The organism is Curtobacterium sp. VKM Ac-2887 (assembly GCF_015350935.1).
Classification (GTDB): domain Bacteria; phylum Actinomycetota; class Actinomycetes; order Actinomycetales; family Microbacteriaceae; genus Curtobacterium.
The window spans coordinates 197881-221109 of sequence record NZ_JADKSB010000001.1 but is presented as its reverse complement, the minus strand read 5'-3'; the positions used below and the strand labels follow the sequence as shown (position 1 = coordinate 221109).

Below are 23229 nucleotides of genomic sequence, written 5' to 3'. Positions count from 1 at the left end.
CGATCATCTACTCACCTACATGCTGCTCGTCAGTATCGGCCCGACGGGGCCTACGGAGGTCACACCCTTGGCTGCTGCGCCCAACGCATCCACCAACCCCAAGAACGGTCGCAACCACTCGCGACTCTCGTTCGCCAAGATCACGGACACCCTCACGGTTCCTGATCTGCTCGCACTCCAGACGGAGAGCTTCGACTGGCTCGTCGGCAACGACGTCTGGAAGGCCCGTCTCGCAGAGGGACAGGAGCAGGGTCGCACCGACCTCGCCCTGCACTCCGGGTTGGAGGAGATCTTCGAGGAGATCTCCCCGATCGAGGACCTCGGCGAGACCATGCAGCTCTCGTTCACGGCGCCCGAGCTCGAGGACCCCAAGTACTCGATCGACGACTGCAAGGAGCGCGGCAAGACCTACGCCGCTCCGCTGTACGTCAACGCCGAGTTCATGAACCACATGACGGGTGAGATCAAGACGCAGACGGTCTTCATGGGCGACTTCCCGCTCATGACCGAACGCGGCACGTTCATCATCAACGGCACCGAGCGCGTCGTCGTGTCGCAGCTCGTCCGTTCGCCCGGCGTGTACTTCGAGCGCCAGCAGGAGAAGACGTCCGACAAGGACATCTACTCCGCTCGCGTCATCCCCTCGCGTGGTGCGTGGCTCGAGTTCGAGATCGACAAGCGCGACCAGGTGGGCGTGCGCATCGACCGCAAGCGCAAGCAGTCCGTCACGGTCTTCCTCAAGGCGCTGGGTCTGACCAGCGAGGAGATCATGGAGGAGTTCCAGGGCTTCGCCTCGATCGAGTCGACCCTCGAGAAGGACGCCATCCTCACGAAGGAAGAGGCGCTCAAGGACATCTACCGCAAGCTGCGCCCGGGCGAGCAGGTCGCTGCCGAGGCCGCGCGTGCGCTGCTCGACAACTTCTACTTCAACTCGAAGCGCTACGACCTGGCGAAGGTGGGCCGCTACAAGGTCAACCGCAAGCTCGGGATCGACGCCCCGCTGTCCGACTCGGTGCTGACCGTCAAGGACATCGTCGCGACGATCAAGTACCTCGTGTCCCTGCACGCCGAGAAGACCACGCTGAACGGCGTGCGTGACGGCGAGCCGGTGCAGCTGCGCCTCGACGTGGACGACATCGACCACTTCGGCAACCGTCGCATCCGCGCCGTCGGCGAGCTCATCCAGAACCAGGTCCGCACGGGTCTGTCCCGCATGGAGCGCGTCGTCCGCGAGCGCATGACCACGCAGGACATCGAGGCGATCACGCCCCAGACGCTCATCAACGTGCGTCCGGTCGTCGCCGCGATCAAGGAGTTCTTCGGAACGTCCCAGCTGTCGCAGTTCATGGACCAGAACAACCCGCTCGCGGGCCTGACGCACAAGCGTCGTCTCTCGGCCCTCGGCCCGGGTGGTCTGTCCCGTGAGCGTGCCGGCGTCGAGGTCCGTGACGTCCACCCGTCGCACTACGGCCGCATGTGCCCGATCGAGACCCCGGAAGGCCCGAACATCGGCCTGATCGGTTCGCTCGCGTCGTTCGGTCGGATCAACTCGTTCGGCTTCATCGAGACCCCGTACCGTCGCGTCGTCAACGGCGAGGTCACGAAGACCATCGACTACCTGACCGCCTCGGAAGAGGACGAGTTCGTCGTCGCGCAGGCCAATGCGCCGCTGACCGACTCGTTCCACTTCGCCGACGACAAGGTCCTCGTCCGCAAGAAGGGTGGTGAGGTCGAACTCGTCGCCAAGGGCGAAGTCGACTACATGGACGTCTCGCCGCGCCAGATGGTGTCGGTCGCGACCTCGCTCATCCCGTTCCTCGAGCACGACGACGCGAACCGCGCCCTCATGGGTGCGAACATGCAGCGTCAGGCCGTCCCGCTGCTCCGTTCCGAGTCGCCGCTCGTCGGTACCGGCATGGAGGGCTACACCGCGATCGACGCCGGTGACGTCGTCACCGCCGACAAGGCCGGTGTCGTCTCCGAGGTCTCGGCAGACGCCGTGACCCTGCAGCTCGACGAGGGTGGCACGCAGACCTTCTACCTGCGCAAGTTCGACCGCTCCAACCAGGGCACGAGCTACAACCACCGCGTGGTCGTCTCGGCCGGCGAGCGTGTGGAGCAGGGCGAGGTCATCGCCGACGGTCCCGCGACGGAGAACGGCGAGCTCGCGCTCGGCAAGAACCTCCTCGTCGCGTTCATGCCGTGGGAGGGCTACAACTACGAGGACGCGATGATCCTGTCGCAGAACCTCATCAAGGACGACACGCTCTCCTCGATCCACATCGAGGAGTACGAGGTCGACGCCCGCGACACGAAGCTCGGCAAGGAGGAGATCACCCGTGACCTCCCCAACGTCAGCCCGGACCTGCTGGCCGACCTCGACGAGCGTGGCATCATCCGCATCGGTGCCGAGGTCCGCCCCGGCGACATCCTGGTCGGCAAGGTCACGCCGAAGGGCGAGACCGAGCTCTCCGCTGAAGAGCGCCTCCTCCGCGCCATCTTCAACGAGAAGTCGCGCGAAGTCCGCGACACCTCGCTGAAGGTGCCCCACGGTGAAGAGGGCACGATCATCGGCGTCAAGGTGTTCGACTCGCAGGACGGCGACGACGAACTCGGCTCTGGTGTCAACCAGCGCGTGGTCGTCTACATCGCCCAGAAGCGCAAGATCACCGCGGGTGACAAGCTCGCCGGTCGTCACGGCAACAAGGGCGTCATCTCGACCATCCTCCCGGTCGAGGACATGCCCTTCCTCGCCGACGGCACCCCGGTCGACATCGTCCTGAACCCGCTCGGCGTCCCCGGCCGCATGAACTTCGGCCAGGTCCTCGAGATCCACCTCGGTTGGCTCGCCAAGCAGGGCTGGAACGTCGAGGGCATCCAGGAGTGGGCATCGGCCCTCCCCGAGGCAGCGCACAGCGCCGCTCCGGGCACGAAGGTCGCCACCCCGGTGTTCGACGGTGCGTACGAGCGCGAGATCGAGGGCCTCCTCGACTCGACCCTCCCGAACCGCGACGGCGAGCGCCTGATCGGCTCGTCCGGCAAGGCGCAGCTCTTCGACGGTCGCTCCGGCGAGCCGTTCCCCGAGCCCGTCTCGGTCGGCTACATGTACATCCTCAAGCTGCACCACCTGGTCGACGACAAGATCCACGCTCGTTCGACGGGTCCGTACTCGATGATCACGCAGCAGCCGCTGGGTGGTAAGGCGCAGTTCGGTGGCCAGCGATTCGGTGAGATGGAGGTGTGGGCGCTCGAGGCGTACGGCGCCGCCTACGCCCTCCAGGAGCTCCTGACGATCAAGTCCGACGACATCCTCGGCCGCGTGAAGGTCTACGAGGCGATCGTCAAGGGCGAGAACATCCAGGAACCCGGCATCCCCGAGTCCTTCAAGGTCCTCATGAAGGAGATGCAGTCGCTCTGCCTGAACGTCGAGGTCCTCTCGGCCGACGGCCAGGCGGTCAGCCTGCGCGACAACGATGACGAGGTCTTCCGCGCTGCGGAGGAGCTGGGCATCAACATCTCCTCGCGGTTCGAGTCGTCGTCCGTCGACGACATCTGATCCCGCCCGTACATCGAAGCCTGAATCAAGCAAGAGAGAAGAACATTGCTCGAAGCAACTTCCTTTGACGCCATTCGGATCGGCCTCGCGACCGCCGAGGACATCCGTCAGTGGTCGTACGGCGAGGTCAAGAAGCCGGAGACCATCAACTACCGCACCCTGAAGCCCGAGAAGGACGGTCTGTTCGGCGAGCAGATCTTCGGACCTTCCCGCGACTGGGAGTGCGCCTGCGGCAAGTACAAGCGTGTCCGGTTCAAGGGCATCGTCTGCGAGCGCTGCGGCGTCGAGGTCACCAAGTCCTCGGTCCGTCGTGAGCGCATGGGCCACATCGAGCTCGCTGCCCCCGTCACGCACATCTGGTACTTCAAGGGCGTCCCGTCGCGCCTCGGGTACCTCCTCGACATGGCGCCGAAGGACCTCGAGAAGGTCATCTACTTCGCGGCGTACATGATCATCGACATCGATGAAGAGGGCCGTCACGCGGACATGCCGGGCCTCGAGAACGAGATGCGTCTCGAGATCAAGACCCTCGAGGGCCAGCGCGACTCGATCATCGCCGACCGCCTCAAGAAGCTCGAGGACGACCTCGCAGCCCTTGAGGAAGAGGGAGCGAAGGCCGACGTCAAGCGGCGCACCAAGGACACCGCCGAGAAGGAGATGTCCCAGGTCCGCAAGTCGTTCGACGAGGACATCACCCGTCTCGAGCGTGTGTGGGAGGACTTCCGCAACCTCAAGGTGGGCGACCTCAAGCCCGAGGACGCCGTCTTCCACGAGCTCCAGGACCGGTTCGGGATCTACTTCGACGCCTACATGGGCGCCGAGGCGATCAAGCTCCGGCTCGAGGCGTTCGACCTGGCTGCCGAGGCCGAGGCGCTGCGTCTGCAGATCGCCGAGGGCAAGGGCCAGAAGAAGATCCGTGCGATCAAGCGTCTGCGCGTCGTCAGCTCCTTCCTCGCCACCGGCAACTCGCCGGCAGCGATGGTGCTCGGCGTCGTGCCGGTCATCCCGCCGGAGCTGCGCCCGATGGTGCAGCTCGACGGTGGCCGTTTCGCCACGTCGGACCTCAACGACCTCTACCGTCGTGTGATCAACCGCAACAACCGTCTCCGCCGCCTGCTCGACCTCGGTGCCCCCGAGATCATCGTGAACAACGAGAAGCGCATGCTGCAGGAAGCCGTTGACGCGCTGTTCGACAACGGTCGTCGTGGACGTCCGGTCACGGGTACCGGCAACCGCGCCCTGAAGTCCCTGAGCGACATGCTCAAGGGCAAGCAGGGTCGTTTCCGCCAGAACCTGCTCGGTAAGCGCGTCGACTACTCGGGCCGTTCGGTCATCATCGTCGGCCCGCAGCTGAAGCTGCACCAGTGTGGTCTGCCCAAGCAGATGGCGCTCGAGCTCTTCAAGCCGTTCGTGATCAAGCGCCTGATCGACCTGTCGCACGCGCAGAACATCAAGTCGGCCAAGCGCATGGTCGAGCGTTCGCGTCCGCAGGTGTGGGACGTGCTCGAGGAGATCATCCGCGAGCGCCCCGTGCTGCTGAACCGTGCGCCGACGCTGCACCGTCTGGGCATCCAGGCGTTCGAACCGCAGCTCGTCGAGGGCAAGGCCATCCAGCTCCACCCGCTCGTGTGTGCTGCGTTCAACGCGGACTTCGACGGTGACCAGATGGCCGTGCACCTGCCGCTGTCGGTGGAGGCCCAGGCCGAGGCCCGCATCCTGATGCTCGCCTCGAACAACATCCTGAAGCCGTCCGACGGCCGTCCGGTGACCCTGCCCGCACAGGACATGATCATCGGTCTGCACCACCTGACGACCGTCCGCGAGGGCGCCGTCGGTGAGGGCCGTGCGTTCTCGTCGGTCGCCGAGGCGATCCTGGCCAACGACCAGCACACGCTGCACCTCAACGCCATGGCGAAGATCCGCATGACGGGTGTCCACTTCGCCGAGGGTGAAGCTCCCGAGGGCTACGAGCAGGGCGACACCGTCCTCCTCGAGACGACCCTGGGCCGTGCGCTCTTCAACGAGACCCTCCCGGCGAACTACCCGTTCGTCCAGAAGGTCACCGACAAGGGTGTGCTGTCCGCGATCGTCAACGACCTCGCCGAGCGGTACTCCAAGACCGAGACGGCCGCTGCGCTGGACCGGATCAAGGACGCCGGCTTCTACTGGGGCACGCGCTCCGGTGTGACCGTCGCCCTGTCGGACGTCGTGACGCCTCCTCGCAAGAAGGAGATCATCGCGGGCTACGAGATCCAGGCCGCCAAGGTGCAGGGCGAGTTCGACAAGGGTCTGATCACCGACTCCGAGCGTCGCGCCGACCTGATCAAGATCTGGACCGAGGCCACCAACGAGATCGCGCAGGAGATGCGGGACAACTTCCCCGTCGACAACACGATCAACCGCATGGTGTCGTCGGGTGCTCGTGGTAACTGGCTGCAGGTCCGCAACATCGCGGGTATGCGTGGTCTGGTGAACAACCCGAAGGGCGAGATCATCGCCCGCCCGATCATCAACTCGTACCGCGAGGGCCTGACCGTGGCGGAGTACTTCATCGCCACCCACGGTGCTCGCAAGGGTCTTGCCGACACCGCGCTCCGTACCGCGGACTCCGGGTACCTCACCCGTCGTCTCGTGGACGTCTCGCAGGACGTCATCATCCGCGAGGACGACTGCGGTACGACGCGTGGCCTCGAGCTGCCGATCGCGACCGTGGACGCGGACGGCAAGCTGGTCCGTGACCCGCGCGTCGAGAACACCGTGTACTCGCGCACCCTGGCCACCGAGGCCGTGGACGCCAAGGGCACGGTCGTCGCCGAGGCTCGTGAGGACGTCGGTGACGTGCTCCTCGAGAAGCTGCTGGCAGCCGGTGTCGAGAGCATCAAGGTGCGCTCGGTCCTGACCTGCGAGTCGGCCGTCGGTGTCTGCGCGAAGTGCTACGGCCGTTCGCTCGCCACCGGCAACCTGGTCGACATCGGTGAGGCAGTCGGCATCATCGCCGCGCAGTCCATCGGTGAGCCCGGTACCCAGCTGACGATGCGTACCTTCCACACGGGTGGTTCGGCCTCGGCCGATGACATCACCCAGGGTCTGCCGCGTGTCACGGAGCTCTTCGAGGCCCGTACGCCCAAGGGCGCGTCCCCGATCGCCGAGGCCCCCGGCCGCGTCGTCGTCGAGGACACGGACAAGGGTCGTCGGATCATCCTCACGCCGGACAACGGTGACGAGCCGTTCATCTACCCGGTGCTCAAGCGTGCGACGCTCCTCATCGAGGACAACCAGCACGTCGAGCTCGGCGAGCAGTTCATCGCCGGCACCGTCGACCCGAAGGAAGTCCTCCGGGTCAAGGGTGTCCGAGAGGTCCAGAAGCACCTGGTCAACGGTGTGCAGGACGTCTACGGCTCGCAGGGTGTGCCGATCCACGACAAGCACATCGAGGTCATCGTCCGTCAGATGCTCCGCAAGGTCACCGTCGTCGACCACGGCGACACCGACCTGCTGCCGGGTGAGCTCGTCGACCGGTCGCGCTACAACATGCTGAACCGCGCGGCGCTGCAGGAGGGTCGCAAGACCGCCTCGGCTCGCCAGGAGGTCATGGGCATCACGAAGGCGTCCCTCGCGACCGAGTCGTGGCTGTCCGCCGCTTCCTTCCAGGAGACCACCCGCGTGCTCACGCAGGCGGCCATGGAGGGCAAGCAGGACCACCTCGTCGGCCTCAAGGAGAACGTCATCATCGGTAAGCTCATCCCCGCCGGGACGGGTCTCAGCCGGTACCGCGACGTGGACGTGAACGCGACGGAAGAAGCGAAGGCAGAGCGGTACCCCAACCGCATCTTCGCGGACGACTCGTCGTTCTCGGACGCCGACCTGAGCTTCGTCGACTTCGACAGCTTCTCGTCGGACGACTTCACGCCGGGCACGTACAACTGAGTCTGATGTGATCCCACGAAGGCCCCGTCTCCGCAAGGAGGCGGGGCCTTCGTCGTGTCGTCACCACGTGACGGACAGGAGGCCCGGTGCCAGGCCGCCACGGGCCTCCCGGCCGTCGAGCGGGTGCGTCTAGAGCGCGCGGTCCGCGCCGCTGTCGCGTCCCGAACCGCGACCGGTCTCGTCCACGAGCGAGAACAGGCTGAGGACGTTGCCGTCGGGGTCGCGGACGTCGAACCAGTTCACGGCGCCGTCGACGCACTCGACCGGTCCGATGTCGATGCCGAGCGAGCCGATGCGAGCGTGCTGGGCTCCGACGTCGTCGACGCCGAACCGGACGCTCACGGGGTTCTCCTCGGCGGAGTCGTCCTCGTAGAGCTGGATCCAGATCCCGCCGACCTCGTACTCGGCGACACCGTCCTCGGGTTCGAGGTCCGGTTCGGTGCGCTCGAAGACGGCGCCGTACCAGAGGCAGGACGCCTCGATGTCGGTGACGGGCAGCCCCACGGTCACGCTCGTGATGTCCATGACTCATCATGGTCCCGGTCGGGCCTGCTCGTCGAGGGGCTTTCCGCGGTGCCTCGCCGCGCGGCGGAACTGGCAGGCTGGAGGGATGGCGACCCTGCGCGAACGGATCACGGCCCCGGCACACCTCTCGTTCCCCACGCCGATCGGCGGCCTGACGTTCCGCGCGGGCGCGCACGACGACGTCGGGGCGATGCACGCCGTCGCGGTCGCGTCGGCTGCGGTCGATGACCCGCACGCTCGTCCCTCCACAGCTGACCTCGAACGGTCGTTGTCCACCGAGGGGCTGGACGTCACCAGGGACACCGTGGTGGGGGTCGATGCTGGAGGGCATGTGCAGGCCTACGGCATCGTCATCGACGTCCCCTCCCGCGTCACCGCTGCGCGTGCCGTGCTCGACGGGGCGGTCCACCCCGACCTGCGCGGGCAGGGGATCGGACGGCGGGTGCTCGGATGGCAGGTCGGCCGGGCCCGGCAGCGCCTGGCGACGCTCGACGTCGACCTGCCGGCGACGCTCGAAGTCGGTGGACGGCAGGGGTCCTCGGCGCTGCGGCTGGCGGCGCACCACGACTTCGCGCCGGTGCGCACGTGGCTCGACATGCAGGTCGTGTTCGACGACCGCACGCCGGACACCGACGCAGTGCCCGTCCTGGGGGACGGGCTCGTCCTGCGGCCCGTCACGGCGGACGACATCGAACCGCTCCGGACGGCCAAGAACGACGCCTTCCGCGACCACTGGGGTTCCCAGCCGATGGTCGCGTCGGACTGGCGGGGGTTCCTCACCTCGGACAAGAGCCGGCTGGACCTGTCGCGGGCCGTCGTCGACGCCGACGGTTCGGTCGTGGCGTTCACGATCGTCGAGGTGGAGCCCGACGGGTTCGCTGCCCGGGGCCGTTCGTACGGGTACGTGCACTGGGTCGGCGTCGTGCGTGCAGCACGGGGGACGGGTCTCGCCCCGATCGTCCTCGACGCCACGCTGCAAGCGATCCGCGCCGACGGGCTGTCCGCGGCGGTGCTGCACGTCGACGCCGAGAACCCGAGCGGAGCCGGGCGCATCTACGAGCGACTCGGGTTCGTCGCCGGCGAGGTCCACGTCACCGCGTCGGCGTCGCTCTGACCGTCGCGTCGGGGATCCTGGACCCCAGTTCTGGGTGCATCCGGACCCCCTCCGCCCCCTCCTTCTGGGACTGCGGCCGACGACTGTCGCAGAAGTAGCGTGGTCGAGCGCCACATCCCTGGTGGTGCGGAACCCGACCACGTCTCGCCGCGCGCGAGTCCAAGGAGGCACAGGACTCATGGCGACCCTGTCCGAGATCCTCATCCTGAACGGCGCCCTGCCGATCGAGCACCTCGACTCGATGACGGGCGACGAGGACCTCGACGAGCGCGCGATCCGCGGCCTGGTCGACCAGGGCGTCGTGAGCGAGGCGCAGTTCATCACCGCCCGCGCGGCGTCGAACAACTCCCGCACCGTCCCGTTGACCGACTACCCGGTCGACGGCACTGCGGTCTCGATCCTCCCCGCTGCGCTCTGCCGTCGCCACGGTGTCCTCGGTGTCGGGTTCGAGGGCGAGCTGCTCATCCTCGCGATGGTCAACCCGACCAACGTGCTCGCGATCGACGATGCCCGCGCTGCGTCCGGCCGGCCGATCAAGCCGCTCCAGGTCGACGAGCGCGACCTGCTCACCGCGCTCGACCGCTACCTGCGTGCCGACGACGAGCTCAACGACCTGACCTCGTCGCTCGAAGAAGAAGCCTCGGTCAGCTCCTCGGCCCAGGTGGACCTGGCCGACGGTGCCCTCGACGACGTCCCGATCGTTCGCTTCGTGAACCTGCTCGTCTCGCAGGCCATCCAGGACCACGCCTCGGACATCCACATCGAGCCCGGTGAGCACGAGGTCCGGATCCGCTACCGCATCGACGGTGTGCTGCACGAGATGGCCCCGGCGCCGAAGAACATCCAGAACGGCGTCATCAGCCGCCTGAAGATCATGAGCGACATCGACATCGCCGAGCGTCGCAAGCCGCAGGACGGCCGCATGTCGGTCCGCCACGGTGGCCGCCAGATCGACCTCCGCGTGGCGACGCTGCCCACCGTGTGGGGCGAGAAGGTCGTCATGCGGATCCTCGACAACACGAACACGTCGCTGACCCTCAAGGACCTCAACCTCCTCGAGCAGAACTTCCAGGCGTACCAGCGGTCGTACTCGAAGCCGTACGGCATGATCCTGGTCACCGGGCCCACCGGCTCCGGCAAGTCCACGACGCTGTACACGACCCTGAACGCGGTCGCGAAGCCCGAGATCAACGTCATCACCGTCGAGGACCCGGTCGAGTACCGGATGGCCGGCATCAACCAGGTGCAGGTCAACCCGAAGGCCGGGCTGACCTTCGCCTCGGCGCTGCGCTCGATCCTGCGCTCCGACCCCGACGTCGTCCTGCTCGGTGAGATCCGCGACCACGAGACCGCCCAGATCGCCATCGAGGCATCTCTCACCGGCCACCTGGTGCTGTCCACCCTGCACACGAACGACGCCCCCTCCGCCGTGACCCGACTCACCGAGATGGACATCGAGCCCTTCCTGGTCGGCTCCGCGTTGGACTCCGTCGTGGCCCAGCGTCTGGCGCGACGGTTGTGCGACCGGTGCAAGGCCCCCGCCGTGTACGAGGCCGAACAGCTCCGTACCCTCGGGTTCCTGCGCCCCGGCGACGAGGTCCCGGCGTTCTTCGCCCCCATCGGCTGCGCGGTCTGCTCGAACACCGGGTACCGCGGCCGCATCGCCCTGCACGAGGTCATGACCGTCACCGAGGAGATCGAACGCCTCGCCGTCTCGCGCGCCTCGAGCGCCGAGATCAGCCGCGTCGCCCAGGCGCAGGGGATGCTGACGCTCCGCCAGGACGGCTTCGAGAAGGTCAAGCTCGGTCTCACGAGCGTCGACGAGATCCTGCGCGTGGTCGCGTAGTCACGAGAGAGCGCAGCAGATGACCGACTCCGTGTACGACATCACGCACCCCGGCGACGAGCCCGTCGCCGGCTGGCACCCGGGCAACCCCGGCACCGAGGTGGGCTCCCGCCGTGCAGCACGCCTGGCTGCCGCCGCAGCGTCGGCCCCTCCGGAGCAGGTGTACGACCTCGGGGACGACACTGCCGGATGGCCGGCACCGTCCGGGTCGCCCGTCGCCGTGCCCGTCGCGCAGCCGCTCGCCGCTCCGGCGACGCCGCCCGCCGGGGTGCCGTCGTCGATCGCGACCTACGGCTACGCCGAGGCGCCGACGCAGCAGCTGGCCGCAGTGCCGTACAGCGGCTCCCACTACGCCGCGCCTGCCGCGCCTGCGCCCGCGGCGACGACCGGCGGCGACATCGACTTCTCGCGCCACGCGCGCGAGGTCGCCGACCCCGACCTGATCACCGCACTCGCCCAGGTCGTGTACCAAGGCGCGTCCGACCTGCACGTCACCGCCGACGCCCCGCCCACCGTCCGCGTCGACGGCTCGCTCCGTCCCGCGGTGCCCGGGGGCGCGTGGTCGCGCGGCAAGGTCATCGCCGCACTCAAGACGATGCTGTCGGTCGAGCAGGCCGGCCAGTTCGACCAGGAGCAGGAACTCGACTTCGCGTACTCGCTGTCGCCGGAGTACCGCTTCCGCGTGAACTTCTACCAGCAGCGCGGCAACTGGGGCGCGGCCTTCCGCATCATCCCCACCAAGATCAAGACGCTCAAGCAGCTCGGCATCCCCGAGCACGTCGGCGACTTCGCCGGCCTGCCCCGCGGACTCGTCCTGGTCACCGGCCCGACCGGCTCCGGCAAGTCCACGACCCTCGCCGCCCTGATCGACCTGGTGAACGAGAGCCGGGCCGACCACATCGTGACGGTCGAGGACCCGATCGAGTTCATGCACGAGCACAAGAAGGCGATCATCAACCAGCGCGAGGTCGGTGCCGACACGCACTCCTTCGCCGCCGCGCTGAAACACGTGCTGCGTCAGGACCCCGACGTCATCCTGATCGGGGAGCTCCGCGACCTCGAGACCATCTCGGTCGCGCTCACCGCGGCCGAGACCGGTCACCTGGTGTTCGCCACCCTGCACACGCAGAGCGCCCCCGGCACGATCGACCGTGTCATCGACGTCTTCCCGCCACACCAGCAGGGCCAGATCCGCACGCAGCTCGCGGCGACCCTGCAGGGCGTCGTCTGCCAGACCCTGGTGCCGAAGGCCAACGGCGTCGGCCGGGTCGTCGCCACCGAGATCATGACGATCACCCCCGCCATCGGCAACCTGATCCGCGAGGGCAAGACCTACCAGATCACGTCCGCCATGCAGGCCGGCCGTGACCTGGGCATGCACACCATGGACCAGGACCTCGCCGAACTGGTCAACGTCGGCACGATCTCGCGCAAGGCCGCGATGGACAAGGTGCACGACGAAGAGGGCTTCGACCGGCTGGTGCAGCGCGTCGAGTCCCCGTCCGACTCCTCGGCCGCCGCGATCGCCGCCAGCGGGATCGACTTCGGCGACAAGTTCTCCGGAGGCTACTGATGTCCCTCGCATTCGACTACCGCGGGCGCGACGGTGCCGGCAAGCTCGTCAAGGGCCGCCTCGACGCCTCGTCCGAGGGCGCGGTCGTCCAGCGGCTCCGGGGCATGGGTGTCTCGCCGATCGCGATCACGGAGTCCAAGGCCGGCACCGGCCTGCAGACCGAGATCAAGATCCCCGGGTTCGAGAAGGGCGTCGGCCTCAAGGACCTCGCGATCATGTCGCGCCAGGCCTCGACGATGCTCACCTCGGGACTCTCGCTGCTGCGCGCGCTGTCGATCCTCGCCGACCAGACCGAGAACAAGAAGCTCAAGGACATCCTCGGCAAGGTCCGCGACGACGTCGAACGCGGTGTCTCGTTCTCCGACGCGGTGGCGAAGTTCCCGGTCGACTTCCCGCCGATCATGATCAACATGATCCGTGCGGGGGAGACCGGCGGGTTCCTCGACCAGGCCATGGACTCCATCGCCACGAACTTCGAGAAGGAGCACAAGCTCCGCTCGACCATCAAGTCGGCGATGACCTACCCCGTGGTCGTGCTGTGCATGTCGCTGGCCGCGGTCGTCATCATGCTCATCTTCATCGTGCCGATCTTCCAGAACATGTTCTCGTCGCTCGGTGGACAGCTCCCGATCCCGACCCAGATCCTCGTCTCGATGTCACACGCCATGCGTTGGCTGGCGCCGGTACTGGCCGTGATCGCGGTGGTCGGCTGGTTCTGGTACCGGGCCAACAAGAACACGGATCGGTTCCGGGCGTTCCGCGACCCGATCCTGCTGCGTCTCCCCGTGTTCGGCGCATTGGCGAAGAAGATCGTGATCGCGCGGTTCGCGCGCAATTTCTCGAACATGATCGGTTCCGGAGTTCCAATTCTGCAGGCCTTGCAGATCGTCGGAGAAGTGTCGAACAATTTCGTCGTGCAAAGCGCGCTCGTCCGCGTTGCCGAAGCCGTTCGGAAAGGTGAATCCATCGCAGCGCCGATGGCGGTGGAAAAAGTGTTCCCGAGCATGGTCTCGCAGATGATCGCCGTTGGTGAGGACGCCGGCTCGCTCGAGACGATGCTCGAGAAGATCGCTGTCTTCTACGACGCCGAGGTCGAATCCACCACCGAATCGTTGACGGCACTCATCGAGCCGCTGCTCATCGCGTTCCTCGGAGTCGTCGTCGGCGGGATGATCGTCGCGCTCTACCTGCCGATCTTCCAGATCACTGCGCTCGTCAAGTAACCACTCGGAGGCCATGCCCCTCGTGCGGGGGCATGGAAGCACGAAATGCCCCCGTTACTGGGGGCATTTTGGTACCCCCGGACCCCCCGTTCTCGGGATTACGCACGGAAACACCCCTGAATACTCTTGTGACCGGCGGCGGAGCACTCCCCGGCACAATCCCCATCGCATTCCCAGAAGAATGGAAACCACCATGTACTTCGCTCTCATGGGCAAGCTCGACGCTCGCCGCAAGGGTCTCCTCGAGGACAACGAAAAGGGCTTCACGCTCATCGAGCTCCTCGTCGTCGTCATCATCATCGGCATCCTCGCGGCCATCGCGATCCCGGTGTACCTCAACGTCCAGAACAACGCGAAGGACGCGACCGTCAAGTCGGACCTCGCGAACGCGAAGACTGCCGTCATCGCGTTCCAGACGGACAAGAACGGCGTTCTCCCGACCGCGACCGAGTTCGGCACTTCCGCGACGATGACCCCGTACGGCTACACCCAGAGTGATGGCACGACCTTCACCTACAAGCCGGCCGCGACGGGCTCGAGCTTCGCGATCTGCGCTGTCGGTGCGACGAAGACCAGCTTCAAGATCACTGACACGGCGGCTGCCGCGGCAGGCACTTGCTGACCTGACCACGTCGAAAAGGCGGCTCGTCGTGAGACGAGTCGCCTTTCGTGCAAGAGCCAACTGGAGGAGGTGACCATGTTCCGTCGAATGAACCGCGTCCTACAACGCGCGGAGTCCGGGGATGCCGAGGCCGGCTTCTCCATCATCGAGGTCATGGTCGCGATGATGGTGTTCGCCGTGATGTCGGTGGGGATCGCCTACGGCATCGCGAACACCCTGCAGCTCACCCAGACCAGCCGCGGACGTGAAACCGCCGTCGCACTCGCGTCACAGGACATCGACACGCTCCGCCAGACGGCAGCTGCTTCGACCGGCGGCATCTTCAAGGTCGTGAGCAAGGCCGGCGCTGACAACACGAAGACCATCGGCGGGGTGACCTACAAGATCGAGCGCGCCGTGACCTGGGTTCAGAGCGACGGAGCCAGCGGTGCCTGCGGCACGTCGAACGGCAAGCTCGCCTACAAGAGCGTCGTCGAGACCGTGAGCTGGCCGAACCCTCGTGGCGGCGGAGCAAGCTCGACGACTGTCACCTCCGCGATCGCCCCGAGCGACGCCGTCACCGACCCTGGGTACGGGACGATCATTATCTCGGCAGTGACGGCGTCGGGAAGCCCCTACCAGGGCGTCTCGATCACCGTCACGCCGCTCGCCGGGGGCGGCGGTTCGCCGCTCACCACCGCGGTGCAGTCGACGGACGCGCAGGGCTGTTCGTACGCGGTCAACGTGGCGCCGGGCGACTACACGGTGACGGCGACCACGACCGGAGGCATCGACACCAACCAGGCGCAGCCGTCCTCGCAGACTCCGATCACGGTTTCTGCAGGCGCGAGCTCCCCGGTGCCGTTCGTCTACGACCGCGCGAGCCAGCTGACCCTCCAGTACGCGAAGACCTACAATGCCACCCTGCCGACGAACATGGTGACGGTGCTCTCGAGCTCGGTGGGGGGGCTCGACACCATCAAACCGTGGGACGTCGCGAGTACGTCCCTCGTGGTGACCTCGACGTCGAAGCCGTCAGTGCCGGTGTTTCCCTTCACCTCGGGCTACGCGGCGTACGCCGGGCCCTACTCCAACAGTCCAAGCTCCACGGTGAGTTGTCTGAGCCCGAACCCCTCAGCGTGGTCGACACCGAACGCCGCCGGGGCCATCGGGGCCATCCCGCCCACGATCGAGGCGTCGCCGGGCGCTCCTGCGTCGGCGTCTGTCATGACCGGCGTCGCCACGGTGAGTGGAGTGAAGGGCCGGTACATCACCGCGGTCTCCTCGGCGAGCCCGGCGGCGGGCGACCCCGGATGCTCAGCCGGGATGACGATGAAGTTCCCGGTCTCCTCGACAGACGCCGCCACGGTGGCGCTACCGTTCGGGACCTGGACCATCTACTCGGGCACGAGCTTCGGATCCACGACGAAGAACGAGATCGCGTCGAACGCATCGAACGTGAAGCCGGTGACCAATGGCTCCATCAACCAGAAGACCGCACTGGTGGTCATCAGCTTCGACAACACGTTGACCCTCGACCCGCGAGGCCAGACGTCGTGATCCGCCTTCTCCGCCGTGTGCACCGTGATCAGGCCGGCATCAGCCTCTCCGAGCTGCTCGTCGCCGTGAGCGTCTCGATGGTCATCCTCGTCGCGGTGGGGGGTTTCTTCACCGCCACGTTGCGGGCGGGTGCGACCAACACCTCGTCCGACCAGAACGCGCGGTACGCATCGGTCGTGATGAACTCCGTCACTCGGTACGTCCACGCCGCCAGCCTGCTGCCCAAGTCCGACGGTAGCTACGCCGCAGCCGTCACCGAGGCGGCCCCGACGCGACTGACCTTCTACGCCTACATCAACCTCGACGGGAGCGGTACCGACAACCCGGTCCAGATCCGCTACTCCCTCAACGCGGCGAAGAAGGTCGTCCTCGACCAGTGGGACGGCACGGCGTCGAACGGCTTCTGGACCTTCCCGTCGACGGCGCAGGCGCCGACTCGTTCGATGGTGATCGGAGGCCCGGTGGCTTCTCCCACCGGTGGCGCACCGATGTTCGAGTACCTCGGGGCGGACGGCAGCCCGCTGCCGGCGCAGAGCGACGGCACCATCTCGACCACGCAACTCAGCAACGTCCGCGCCGTCCGGGTCAACCTGGAACTCGGGTCGACCGTGAGTGGGGCAGCAGGGAACACGACCATCCAGAACACGCTCTACCTCTTCAACGTCGTCTACGGGACCAGCAACGGAGGAACGCCATGACCCGGCTCCGGAGCGTGCTCGAGCGGGCGCGCGACGACGACCGAGGGATGATCCTCGGCAACGTCCTGATCTTCGGGACCGTGATGATGCTGCTTGTCGCAACGATGATCGCCGTGTCGACCTCCGGGGCGGTGAAGTCAGCGACGGACCGCAACTTCCAGAACGCGATGGCGGCCGCATACGCAGGACTGGCCGACTACCAGTCCAAGCTGTCCAATGACAACGGCTACGCGCTCTACGGAAACTCGAGCGCGCAGTTCAGCAAGGCGAGCGGTTCGAGCTTCAGCGGGCAGGCGGACAACATCGCCTTCACGAATGCCGGCTCCACCTGGGCCAAGGTGGTTGGTTCAACCGACCAGTGGTACCGGTACGAGGTGGACAACTCGAACTACTCCGCAAAGGGCGTCCTGAAGGTCCGTGTCACGGGGAAGTCGGGGGGTAGCGTCCGGTCGTTGGTCGCGAACCTCAAGGGTGACGGGTTCATCAACTACCTGTACTTCACCAACTACGAGTCGTCGAACCCGGCGATCACCGGAAGTACCTGCACGACCGTCTACCAGTGGCAGTCTGCAAGCAACAAGTGCGCGGCGGTCCAGTTCGCCGGTACCGATGTCCTCAACGGTCCGATCCGGACCAACGACGTCTTCACCGCGGCCTGCGCGACCGTGTTCAACGGGCCGGTCGAGCAGCACGACACCTCGGTCCGCCCCGCGAGTGGGACCTGCGCTGGCGCTTTCAACGGGGGTGCCGCGAGTGCGGTGCCCTACCTCGGGCTGCCTGCGCTGAACTCGAACCTCTCGCAGGAGACACGCGTCGACCTCCCGACCTCGGTACCTCGGCCGGGCTGCCTTTACACCGGCCCGACCCGGGTGTCGTTCCTGGGCAACGGCAAGATGACTGTCTGGTCGCCGTGGACGAAGGCAACGCAGGTGCAGGTGAACGGTTCGACCGGTGAGGTCAAGGCGGGTGCCGACATCGCGAAGGCCGCTGCGCTGTGCGGAGCCGTCGCTGACCTGCAGAGTTCGGCAGGCGCCACGATCCCGACGCTCCCGACGAACCTGATGTACGTCCAGGACATCCCTTCTGCCGCGAACGACGTGAACGCTTGGGCCGCCAACACCTTCCCTTCCCGGTACACGAACACCTACTGCACGACGACGGTGACCGTCCGGTCGAACGGGACCGCGACGACCACCAGCAACCAGGCCTTCAACAACGGTCAGGGTTTCCCGGCGTCGGGGGAGTGGGTCAACGGTGGGCAGTCTGGGTCCTACTACCAAACCGGATCGGCATCGGACACGTACAGCTGCTCAGCTGGCGATGTCTTCGTCAGCGGGGGCTTCAGCGGCGCCATGACGATCGCTGCATCGGGGACGGTCTGGGTCACCGACGACATCACCTACGCCAGCGCCACCAACGACGTCCTCGGACTCGTGGGCCAGAACGCGGTCGAGATCTACAACCCCGCGCGGTGCAGCTCGTACCCGACGACGTACCAGCCGCGGGTCGGCTACGTGACTGACACCACCCGTTGCAACCAGAGCGGCGTCGGCCTCCTGAACCGCAGCAGCGGCGCGGGCATAACGATCAGCGCTGCTATGGCGAGCAACGCCGGCACGTTCTGGAACCAGAACTACGACATCGGGCCCAAGCTCGGCGTGCTCAAGGTCGTCGGATCGATCGCGCAGAACTGGCGTGGTGCGGTCGCGACGACCGGCAGCACGGGGTTCTCGAAGAACTACGTGTACGACCAGCGGCTCCTCACGACGGCACCACCGAAGTTCCTGCAGCCCGTCTCGACGTCGTACGGCGTCACCACGCAGGTCGAGGTCCAGACGGCGTACAAGGTAGACGGATCGTGCGCGACCACCAGCAGCGGGGCATGCCGGTGACCGCGGTCCGTGAGCTCCTTCCGGTGACCCTGGCACTGGCAGGCGTCTTCGGTCTCGTCGTCGGGTCGTTCCTCAACGTCGTCGTGTACCGGGTACCCGCAGGATTCTCGGTGGTCGCACCGCCGAGTGCCTGCCCGCGTTGCGGTCACCAGATCCGGCGCCGCGACAACGTTCCGGTGCTCTCGTGGTTGGCCCTGCGCGGTCGGTGCCGGGACTGCGGCGCGCCCATCTCGGCGCGCTACCCGTCGGTCGAGCTGGCGACTGCCGCCCTGTTCGTGGGCGTGGCGTGGTCGTGGTCGTGGTCCTCGTCGGTAGCCGTGATGCCGCCCGGGGCGGCCGTGCTCGCTGAAGCCATCGACTTCGCAGCACTCCTCTTCCTGATGGCCGTCTCCGTGGCACTGGCACTGATCGATGTCGACACGCGCCGACTACCGAACGCCATCGTCTACCCGTCCGCAGGCGTCCTCGGGATCCTGCTCGTCACGGCTACCGTCCTCAGCGGTGATGTCGGTGCGCTCGTGCGAGCTGTGGCTGGTGCTGCTGTGCTCGGCGGCGCCTATCTCGTGCTCGCGCTCGCGGTCCCCGGGGGAATGGGGCTCGGGGACGTGAAACTCGCCGTGGTCCTCGGCTTCGTGCTCGCGTACCTCGGATGGGGACCCCTCGCAGTGGGTGCTTTCGGAGCCTTCGTCGTGGGCGGTACCGTCGCGATCGCACTGCTCGTGAGCGGGCGAACACGGTGGCGCGGCGGTCTGCCCTTCGGGCCGTCGATGCTCGCGGGCGCCTGGATCGGGATCTTCTTCGGCCAGGACCTCTGGGCCGCCTACCTCCGGCTGCTCGGGCTCGCCTGACTTCTCCGGCAACCAGACTCCAACCAAAGCGAAAGCAGCATCATGGGCAAGAGCATCGTCGGCATCGACATCGCGGGTACCGCGATCCGCGCGGTCGAGGTCGCGAACGCAGACCGCGCTCGGCCGACCGTGTTGCGTTTCGCCGAGGTCCCGACGCCGCCCGACGCCGTCAGTCGCGGTGAGGTGCTCGAACCGAACACCGTGGCTGCGGCGCTGCGCTCGCTGTGGTCCACCGGCCGCTTCCGCTCTCGGGACGTCGTGCTGGGCATGGGGAACCAGCGTGTCCTGTCCCGCGACCTCATCGTCCCGGCAGCACCCCTGGAGCAGATTCGAGAGAGCCTGCCGTTCCAGGTGCAGGACATGCTCCCTGTGCCGGTCGGTGATGCGATCCTCGACTTCTACCCGACCTCAGAGGGCATGAGTGAGGACGGCCCGGTCGTGCACGGGCTCCTCATCGCGGCGATCAAGGACGCAGTCCTCGCCAACGTCCACGCGGCGCAGCTCGCCGGGCTGAACCCCGTCGGGGTCGACCTCATCCCGTTCGCGTTGACCCGGGTGCTCGTCGGCCGCCCTGGCCTGCCGGGCACCACAGTGCTGGTGCAGCTCGGCGCGGACACGACCACCGTCGTCCTGTCGACCGACGGCATTCCGCAGTTCGTCCGGATCATCCCCATCGGGGGCAACGACGTGACCCGCGCGCTCGCCGGCAACCTCGACATCGAGTTCGCGCAGGCGGAGGCCGTCAAACGTCACCTCGGGATCGGGCAGGGTGCGAGAACGCCTGATGACGGCCGGGCAGTGGCGATCATCAGCGATTCAGTACTCGAGCTGATCGCGAGCCTGCGGAACACCATCAACTACTACGTGAACACCCGACCCGGCGAGCGGGTCGAACGGATCGTCCTCGTCGGCGGCGGAGCCCGACTCGTCGGGTTCCGGAACGCGCTCGCTGAGCACACGCGGCTCCCGGTAGAGTTCCGGTCCGCATTCGCAGGAGCCGACGTCGCTCGGTCGATCCCGGCCGACGACATCGCAGTACACGAGGACGCGATCGCCGTCGCCTACGGGCTGGCAGTAGGGAGCCGGGCAGCATGACTGCAACCGAGATCAGACCGATCGTCGCCAGTTCGGACGCGACCGGCGAACAGCGTGGTCGAGGCCGTCGACCGAAGAAGGCTGCCTCGACGACGTCCATCGTCGGCCGTGAGCCGCGCGTCGACCTGCTCCCGGCCGAGGTGCACACGGGGCGCCGAGAGCGTGCGCTTGCCCGCCGGGCCTGGCTCGGAGTCGTGGTGGCGGCCGCCGTGGTGGTCGTCGGATCGGGGGTGGCGTACGTGCACCAGCTCGAGACCGCCGAAGCCCTCCGCAGTGCACAAGCGGAGACGACGTCGTTGCTCCAGCAGCAGCTGCGGTACTCGGACGTGCGACAGGCGGAGCGGGACGCAGCGCTCCTCGAGGCGGCGCAGGCAGTCGGCGGGTCGACGGAAGTCGACTGGAACGCGACCCTCGCACAACTCGAAGCCGTCCTCCCTGCGGGGGTGTCGATCACAGCGATGTCCATCGACTCGGCAGATGTGACGAAGGCGTTCACGCAATCGACAGTGCCGTTGGAGGGAACGCGGATCGCCACGATGCAACTGACCATCGAGAGCCCGAGCATCCCGTCCGTCCCCGACTGGACTGCCCGCTTGTCGACGATCAAGGGGTACGCGGATTCGACCATCACCTCGGTCTCGCTCGAGGCCGACACCGGTACGTACTCGGCGACGATCGAAGCGCACCTTGGCGACAAGGCCTACGACGACAAGTACACGAAGGACGATGCCAAGTGAACAAGAGCCGCCTCTCGCTGATCGTCGCTCTCGCCGCCGCGCTCGCCGTCCTCGCTGGCGGGTGGTTCCTCGGTGCGCAGCCGCAGATCGCACAGGCGTCCACCAACGCGTCGCAGCGAGCGGACATCGCAGCGACGAACTCGGGCAACCGCGCTGAACTGCGCCGCCTCGAGAAAGCGTCCGAGTCGCTCGACTCGACGAAGCGAGAGCTTGCAGCGCTGCGCGCGTCAGTTCCTGCAGCGCCCGAGACTGACTCCTTGTTGTCCCAGCTGAATCTCGCGGCCTCTTCGAGCGCCGTCACCGTGACCTCGGTCACCTTCGGCGAGCCGAAGGCCTACCTGCCGGAGGGCTCCGGATCAGCGGCGGCGCCGAGCCCGTCAGCATCCCCGAGCGCTGCGAGCTCGAGTGCCACGCCGACGGCGGCAGCGACGCCGGCTGCGCCCACCCCGTACAGCGATGACCAGATCACCGCGTCGAACTTCGTGCTCATCCCCGTCACCGTTGCCGTCACGGGCTCATACGACCAAGCGCTGAGCTTCACGAAGGCCGTCCAGGGCGGCGAGCGGCTGTTCCTGGTGAACGGCATCGCTGCGACGAGTGCGGATGAGGGGGACTCGCCGATGGCGAGCCAAGCATGGTCGCTCTCCGGTTCGGTCTACGTGCTCTCGGACGCCGCAGCCGCGGCCTCCGCGAAGGGCTGATCCGACCCCCTCCCACTGGGGTGTGACGCGCCACGCCGACCCCTCTTCCGCGACACCCGTCGGTGTGCATGCGATGCTCACGACGCCGTGATCGCGGCTGCTCATCCCCCTCTCGAACGGTCGGCTCGAACCGGCCGTTCCCGTCGTGCCCGGAGTCGCGCGTGTTGGTCGGAATCGTGGAATTCCTTGGTTGGTTCGGTGCTGTAACCGTGCTGGCTGGTTACATTCTCTTCTCCACGGGGAAGCTCCCGAACGGGCCGGTCTACCAGCTCTTCAACCTCGTCGGCGGGCTGGCCGTCGCCGTCAACGTGGCCGCGCACCACGCGGTGCCGTCGACCATCGTCAACGGCATCTGGGCGATCGTGGCGGTGGTCGTCCTGGTGAAGATGGGACGCGCCCGTCGCGCGGCGAAGCGCGGCGAGCTGGCGGCCTCCGAGGCGACCGTCCTGCACGCCGAGCCGGCGTCCACCACCGGCGTCCTGCCGATCATCGGCCCGGCCCTGCGCGACCACGAGCCGGACGAGCCCTCCGAGGCGGACGCAGCCCCGGGCCTCCAGGCAGCGCCGACCACCAGCACGACGCAAGCAGCGCCGACCACGAGCACGACGCAAGCAGCGCCGACCACGAGCACGACGCAGGTCGCTCCGATGACCGAGACCGTCCCGATCATCACCGCGACGATCGCGCTGGCCCTGGTCGCCGCAGCCCAGGGGCACGTGGAGCGTGCGGACGGCGCGGACAGCGCAGACGCCGCCGAAGGCGCCGACCACGCGGAGCGGACCGAAGCCACCCGCTGACCGCCCCGTCGGCGATACGATCACCTCATGTCCCGGTGGTTGATCGCGACGATGACGTCCGTCCTCTTCATCGCGCTCGTCGTCGCCGTCGCGGGGTTCGAAGCGCTCCTCGCCGACGTCGAGGCGATCGCGCAGCCGGACGCGACCCCGTACCTCGGCCCGGCCATGGTGATCGGCGCCGCAGTGGTGGTGTTCCTCGCGACCGCGGTCGGCGCGCGAGAGGGCAACCCCGGTGTCACCGGCCTGGTCGCCGCCGCGACCGCCTACCTGGTCATGCTCGGCGTCGGTGCCGTCGGGTACGCGGCGATCCGCCGCGACCTGACCGAGCTCCTCGTCTTCCCGGCCGGCTACGCACTCGGGCCGTTCGTCGTCGGCTCCGTCGTGGTGGCGCTCCTGTCGGTGATCGGCGGGATCTCCATGGCCCGGCACCAGGCCCGGACGACGGGCTCGACACCGACGGCAGGGCAGCGGCAGGAGCCGACCGTCGCGGGTGACGACACCGTCGGGCGGTAGTCTGCCCGGGCAGGACGCACACG

The 23229-nt window shown here is 67.3% G+C and carries 17 protein-coding genes; 16 read left to right on the top strand and 1 reads right to left on the bottom strand.

The annotated features are described in order from the left end of the window. The first annotated feature begins 67 nt into the window (after positions 1–67). Positions 68–3556: a DNA-directed RNA polymerase subunit beta gene (rpoB, locus tag ITJ69_RS01040; RefSeq protein ID WP_111083490.1), complete on the top strand. Its 3489-nt coding sequence runs from the start codon at positions 68–70 to the stop codon at positions 3554–3556. A 45-nt stretch (positions 3557–3601) separates the two neighbouring features. After that, positions 3602–7483 (top strand): DNA-directed RNA polymerase subunit beta', encoded by a 3882-nt coding sequence (rpoC, locus tag ITJ69_RS01035; RefSeq protein WP_111083489.1) that lies wholly within the window; start codon positions 3602–3604, stop codon positions 7481–7483. Positions 7484–7612: 129 nt separating this feature from the next. Here the strand turns inward: rpoC and ITJ69_RS01030 are convergent, their stop codons facing one another. Then, positions 7613–8008 (bottom strand): VOC family protein, encoded by a 396-nt coding sequence (locus tag ITJ69_RS01030; RefSeq protein ID WP_159571823.1) that lies wholly within the window; start codon positions 8006–8008, stop codon positions 7613–7615. Between the two features lie 85 nt (positions 8009–8093). Here ITJ69_RS01030 and ITJ69_RS01025 point away from each other — a divergent pair, with 85 nt between their 5' ends. The 14 genes from ITJ69_RS01025 to ITJ69_RS00955 all read left to right on the top strand — a co-directional run bounded on the left by ITJ69_RS01025 (position 8094) and on the right by ITJ69_RS00955 (position 23206). After that, positions 8094–9122, top strand: a complete 1029-nt coding sequence (locus ITJ69_RS01025) for a GNAT family N-acetyltransferase (RefSeq protein ID WP_159571820.1) — start codon at positions 8094–8096, stop codon at positions 9120–9122. 178 nt (positions 9123–9300) lie between these two features. Then, the gene (locus ITJ69_RS01020) at positions 9301–10968 is read left to right on the top strand and encodes a GspE/PulE family protein (protein ID WP_111083486.1); all 1668 of its coding nucleotides are present in this window, start codon (positions 9301–9303) and stop codon (positions 10966–10968) included. Between the two features lie 19 nt (positions 10969–10987). Beyond that, a complete protein-coding gene (locus ITJ69_RS01015) occupies positions 10988–12541 on the top strand; it encodes a type IV pilus twitching motility protein PilT (protein ID WP_194671737.1) in 1554 nt (517 codons plus the stop codon). Beyond that, positions 12541–13764 (top strand): type II secretion system F family protein, encoded by a 1224-nt coding sequence (locus ITJ69_RS01010; RefSeq protein ID WP_194671736.1) that lies wholly within the window; start codon positions 12541–12543, stop codon positions 13762–13764. The genes ITJ69_RS01015 and ITJ69_RS01010 overlap by 1 nt, the downstream gene beginning before the upstream one ends. 193 nt (positions 13765–13957) lie before the next feature. Next, entirely contained in the window at positions 13958–14386 is a 429-nt protein-coding gene (locus ITJ69_RS20815; RefSeq protein WP_311316835.1) for a type II secretion system protein, read from the top strand. A 75-nt stretch (positions 14387–14461) separates the two neighbouring features. After that, positions 14462–15925 carry a prepilin-type N-terminal cleavage/methylation domain-containing protein gene (locus ITJ69_RS01000; protein WP_131921045.1) on the top strand — a complete coding sequence of 488 codons (1464 nt, stop codon included), beginning with the start codon at positions 14462–14464 and terminating at the stop codon, positions 15923–15925. After that, complete coding sequence (locus ITJ69_RS00995; protein ID WP_131921047.1) at positions 15922–16623, top strand: PilW family protein; 702 nt, start codon at positions 15922–15924, stop codon at positions 16621–16623. Before ITJ69_RS01000 ends, ITJ69_RS00995 begins: the two co-directional genes overlap by 4 nt. Continuing rightward, the gene (locus ITJ69_RS00985) at positions 16620–18515 is read left to right on the top strand and encodes a hypothetical protein (protein ID WP_228504465.1); all 1896 of its coding nucleotides are present in this window, start codon (positions 16620–16622) and stop codon (positions 18513–18515) included. Before ITJ69_RS00995 ends, ITJ69_RS00985 begins: the two co-directional genes overlap by 4 nt. Beyond that, on the top strand, positions 18482–19363 hold the full coding sequence (locus ITJ69_RS00980) for a prepilin peptidase (RefSeq protein ID WP_323742871.1): 882 nt from the start codon (positions 18482–18484) through the stop codon (positions 19361–19363). Before ITJ69_RS00985 ends, ITJ69_RS00980 begins: the two co-directional genes overlap by 34 nt. 42 nt (positions 19364–19405) lie before the next feature. Continuing rightward, positions 19406–20458, top strand: coding sequence for a type IV pilus assembly protein PilM (pilM, locus tag ITJ69_RS00975; protein ID WP_131921051.1), 1053 nt, complete (start codon positions 19406–19408; stop codon positions 20456–20458). Then, complete coding sequence (locus tag ITJ69_RS00970; protein WP_131921053.1) at positions 20455–21195, top strand: hypothetical protein; 741 nt, start codon at positions 20455–20457, stop codon at positions 21193–21195. Before pilM ends, ITJ69_RS00970 begins: the two co-directional genes overlap by 4 nt. After that, positions 21192–21896, top strand: coding sequence for a hypothetical protein (locus tag ITJ69_RS00965; RefSeq protein WP_131921055.1), 705 nt, complete (start codon positions 21192–21194; stop codon positions 21894–21896). The genes ITJ69_RS00970 and ITJ69_RS00965 overlap by 4 nt, the downstream gene beginning before the upstream one ends. A gap of 68 nt (positions 21897–21964) precedes the next feature. Beyond that, positions 21965–22693, top strand: coding sequence for a CBU_0592 family membrane protein (locus ITJ69_RS00960; RefSeq protein WP_416354919.1), 729 nt, complete (start codon positions 21965–21967; stop codon positions 22691–22693). 27 nt (positions 22694–22720) lie between these two features. Next, complete coding sequence (locus tag ITJ69_RS00955) at positions 22721–23206, top strand: DUF6121 family protein (RefSeq protein WP_123936962.1); 486 nt, start codon at positions 22721–22723, stop codon at positions 23204–23206. Positions 23207–23229 lie beyond the last annotated feature (23 nt).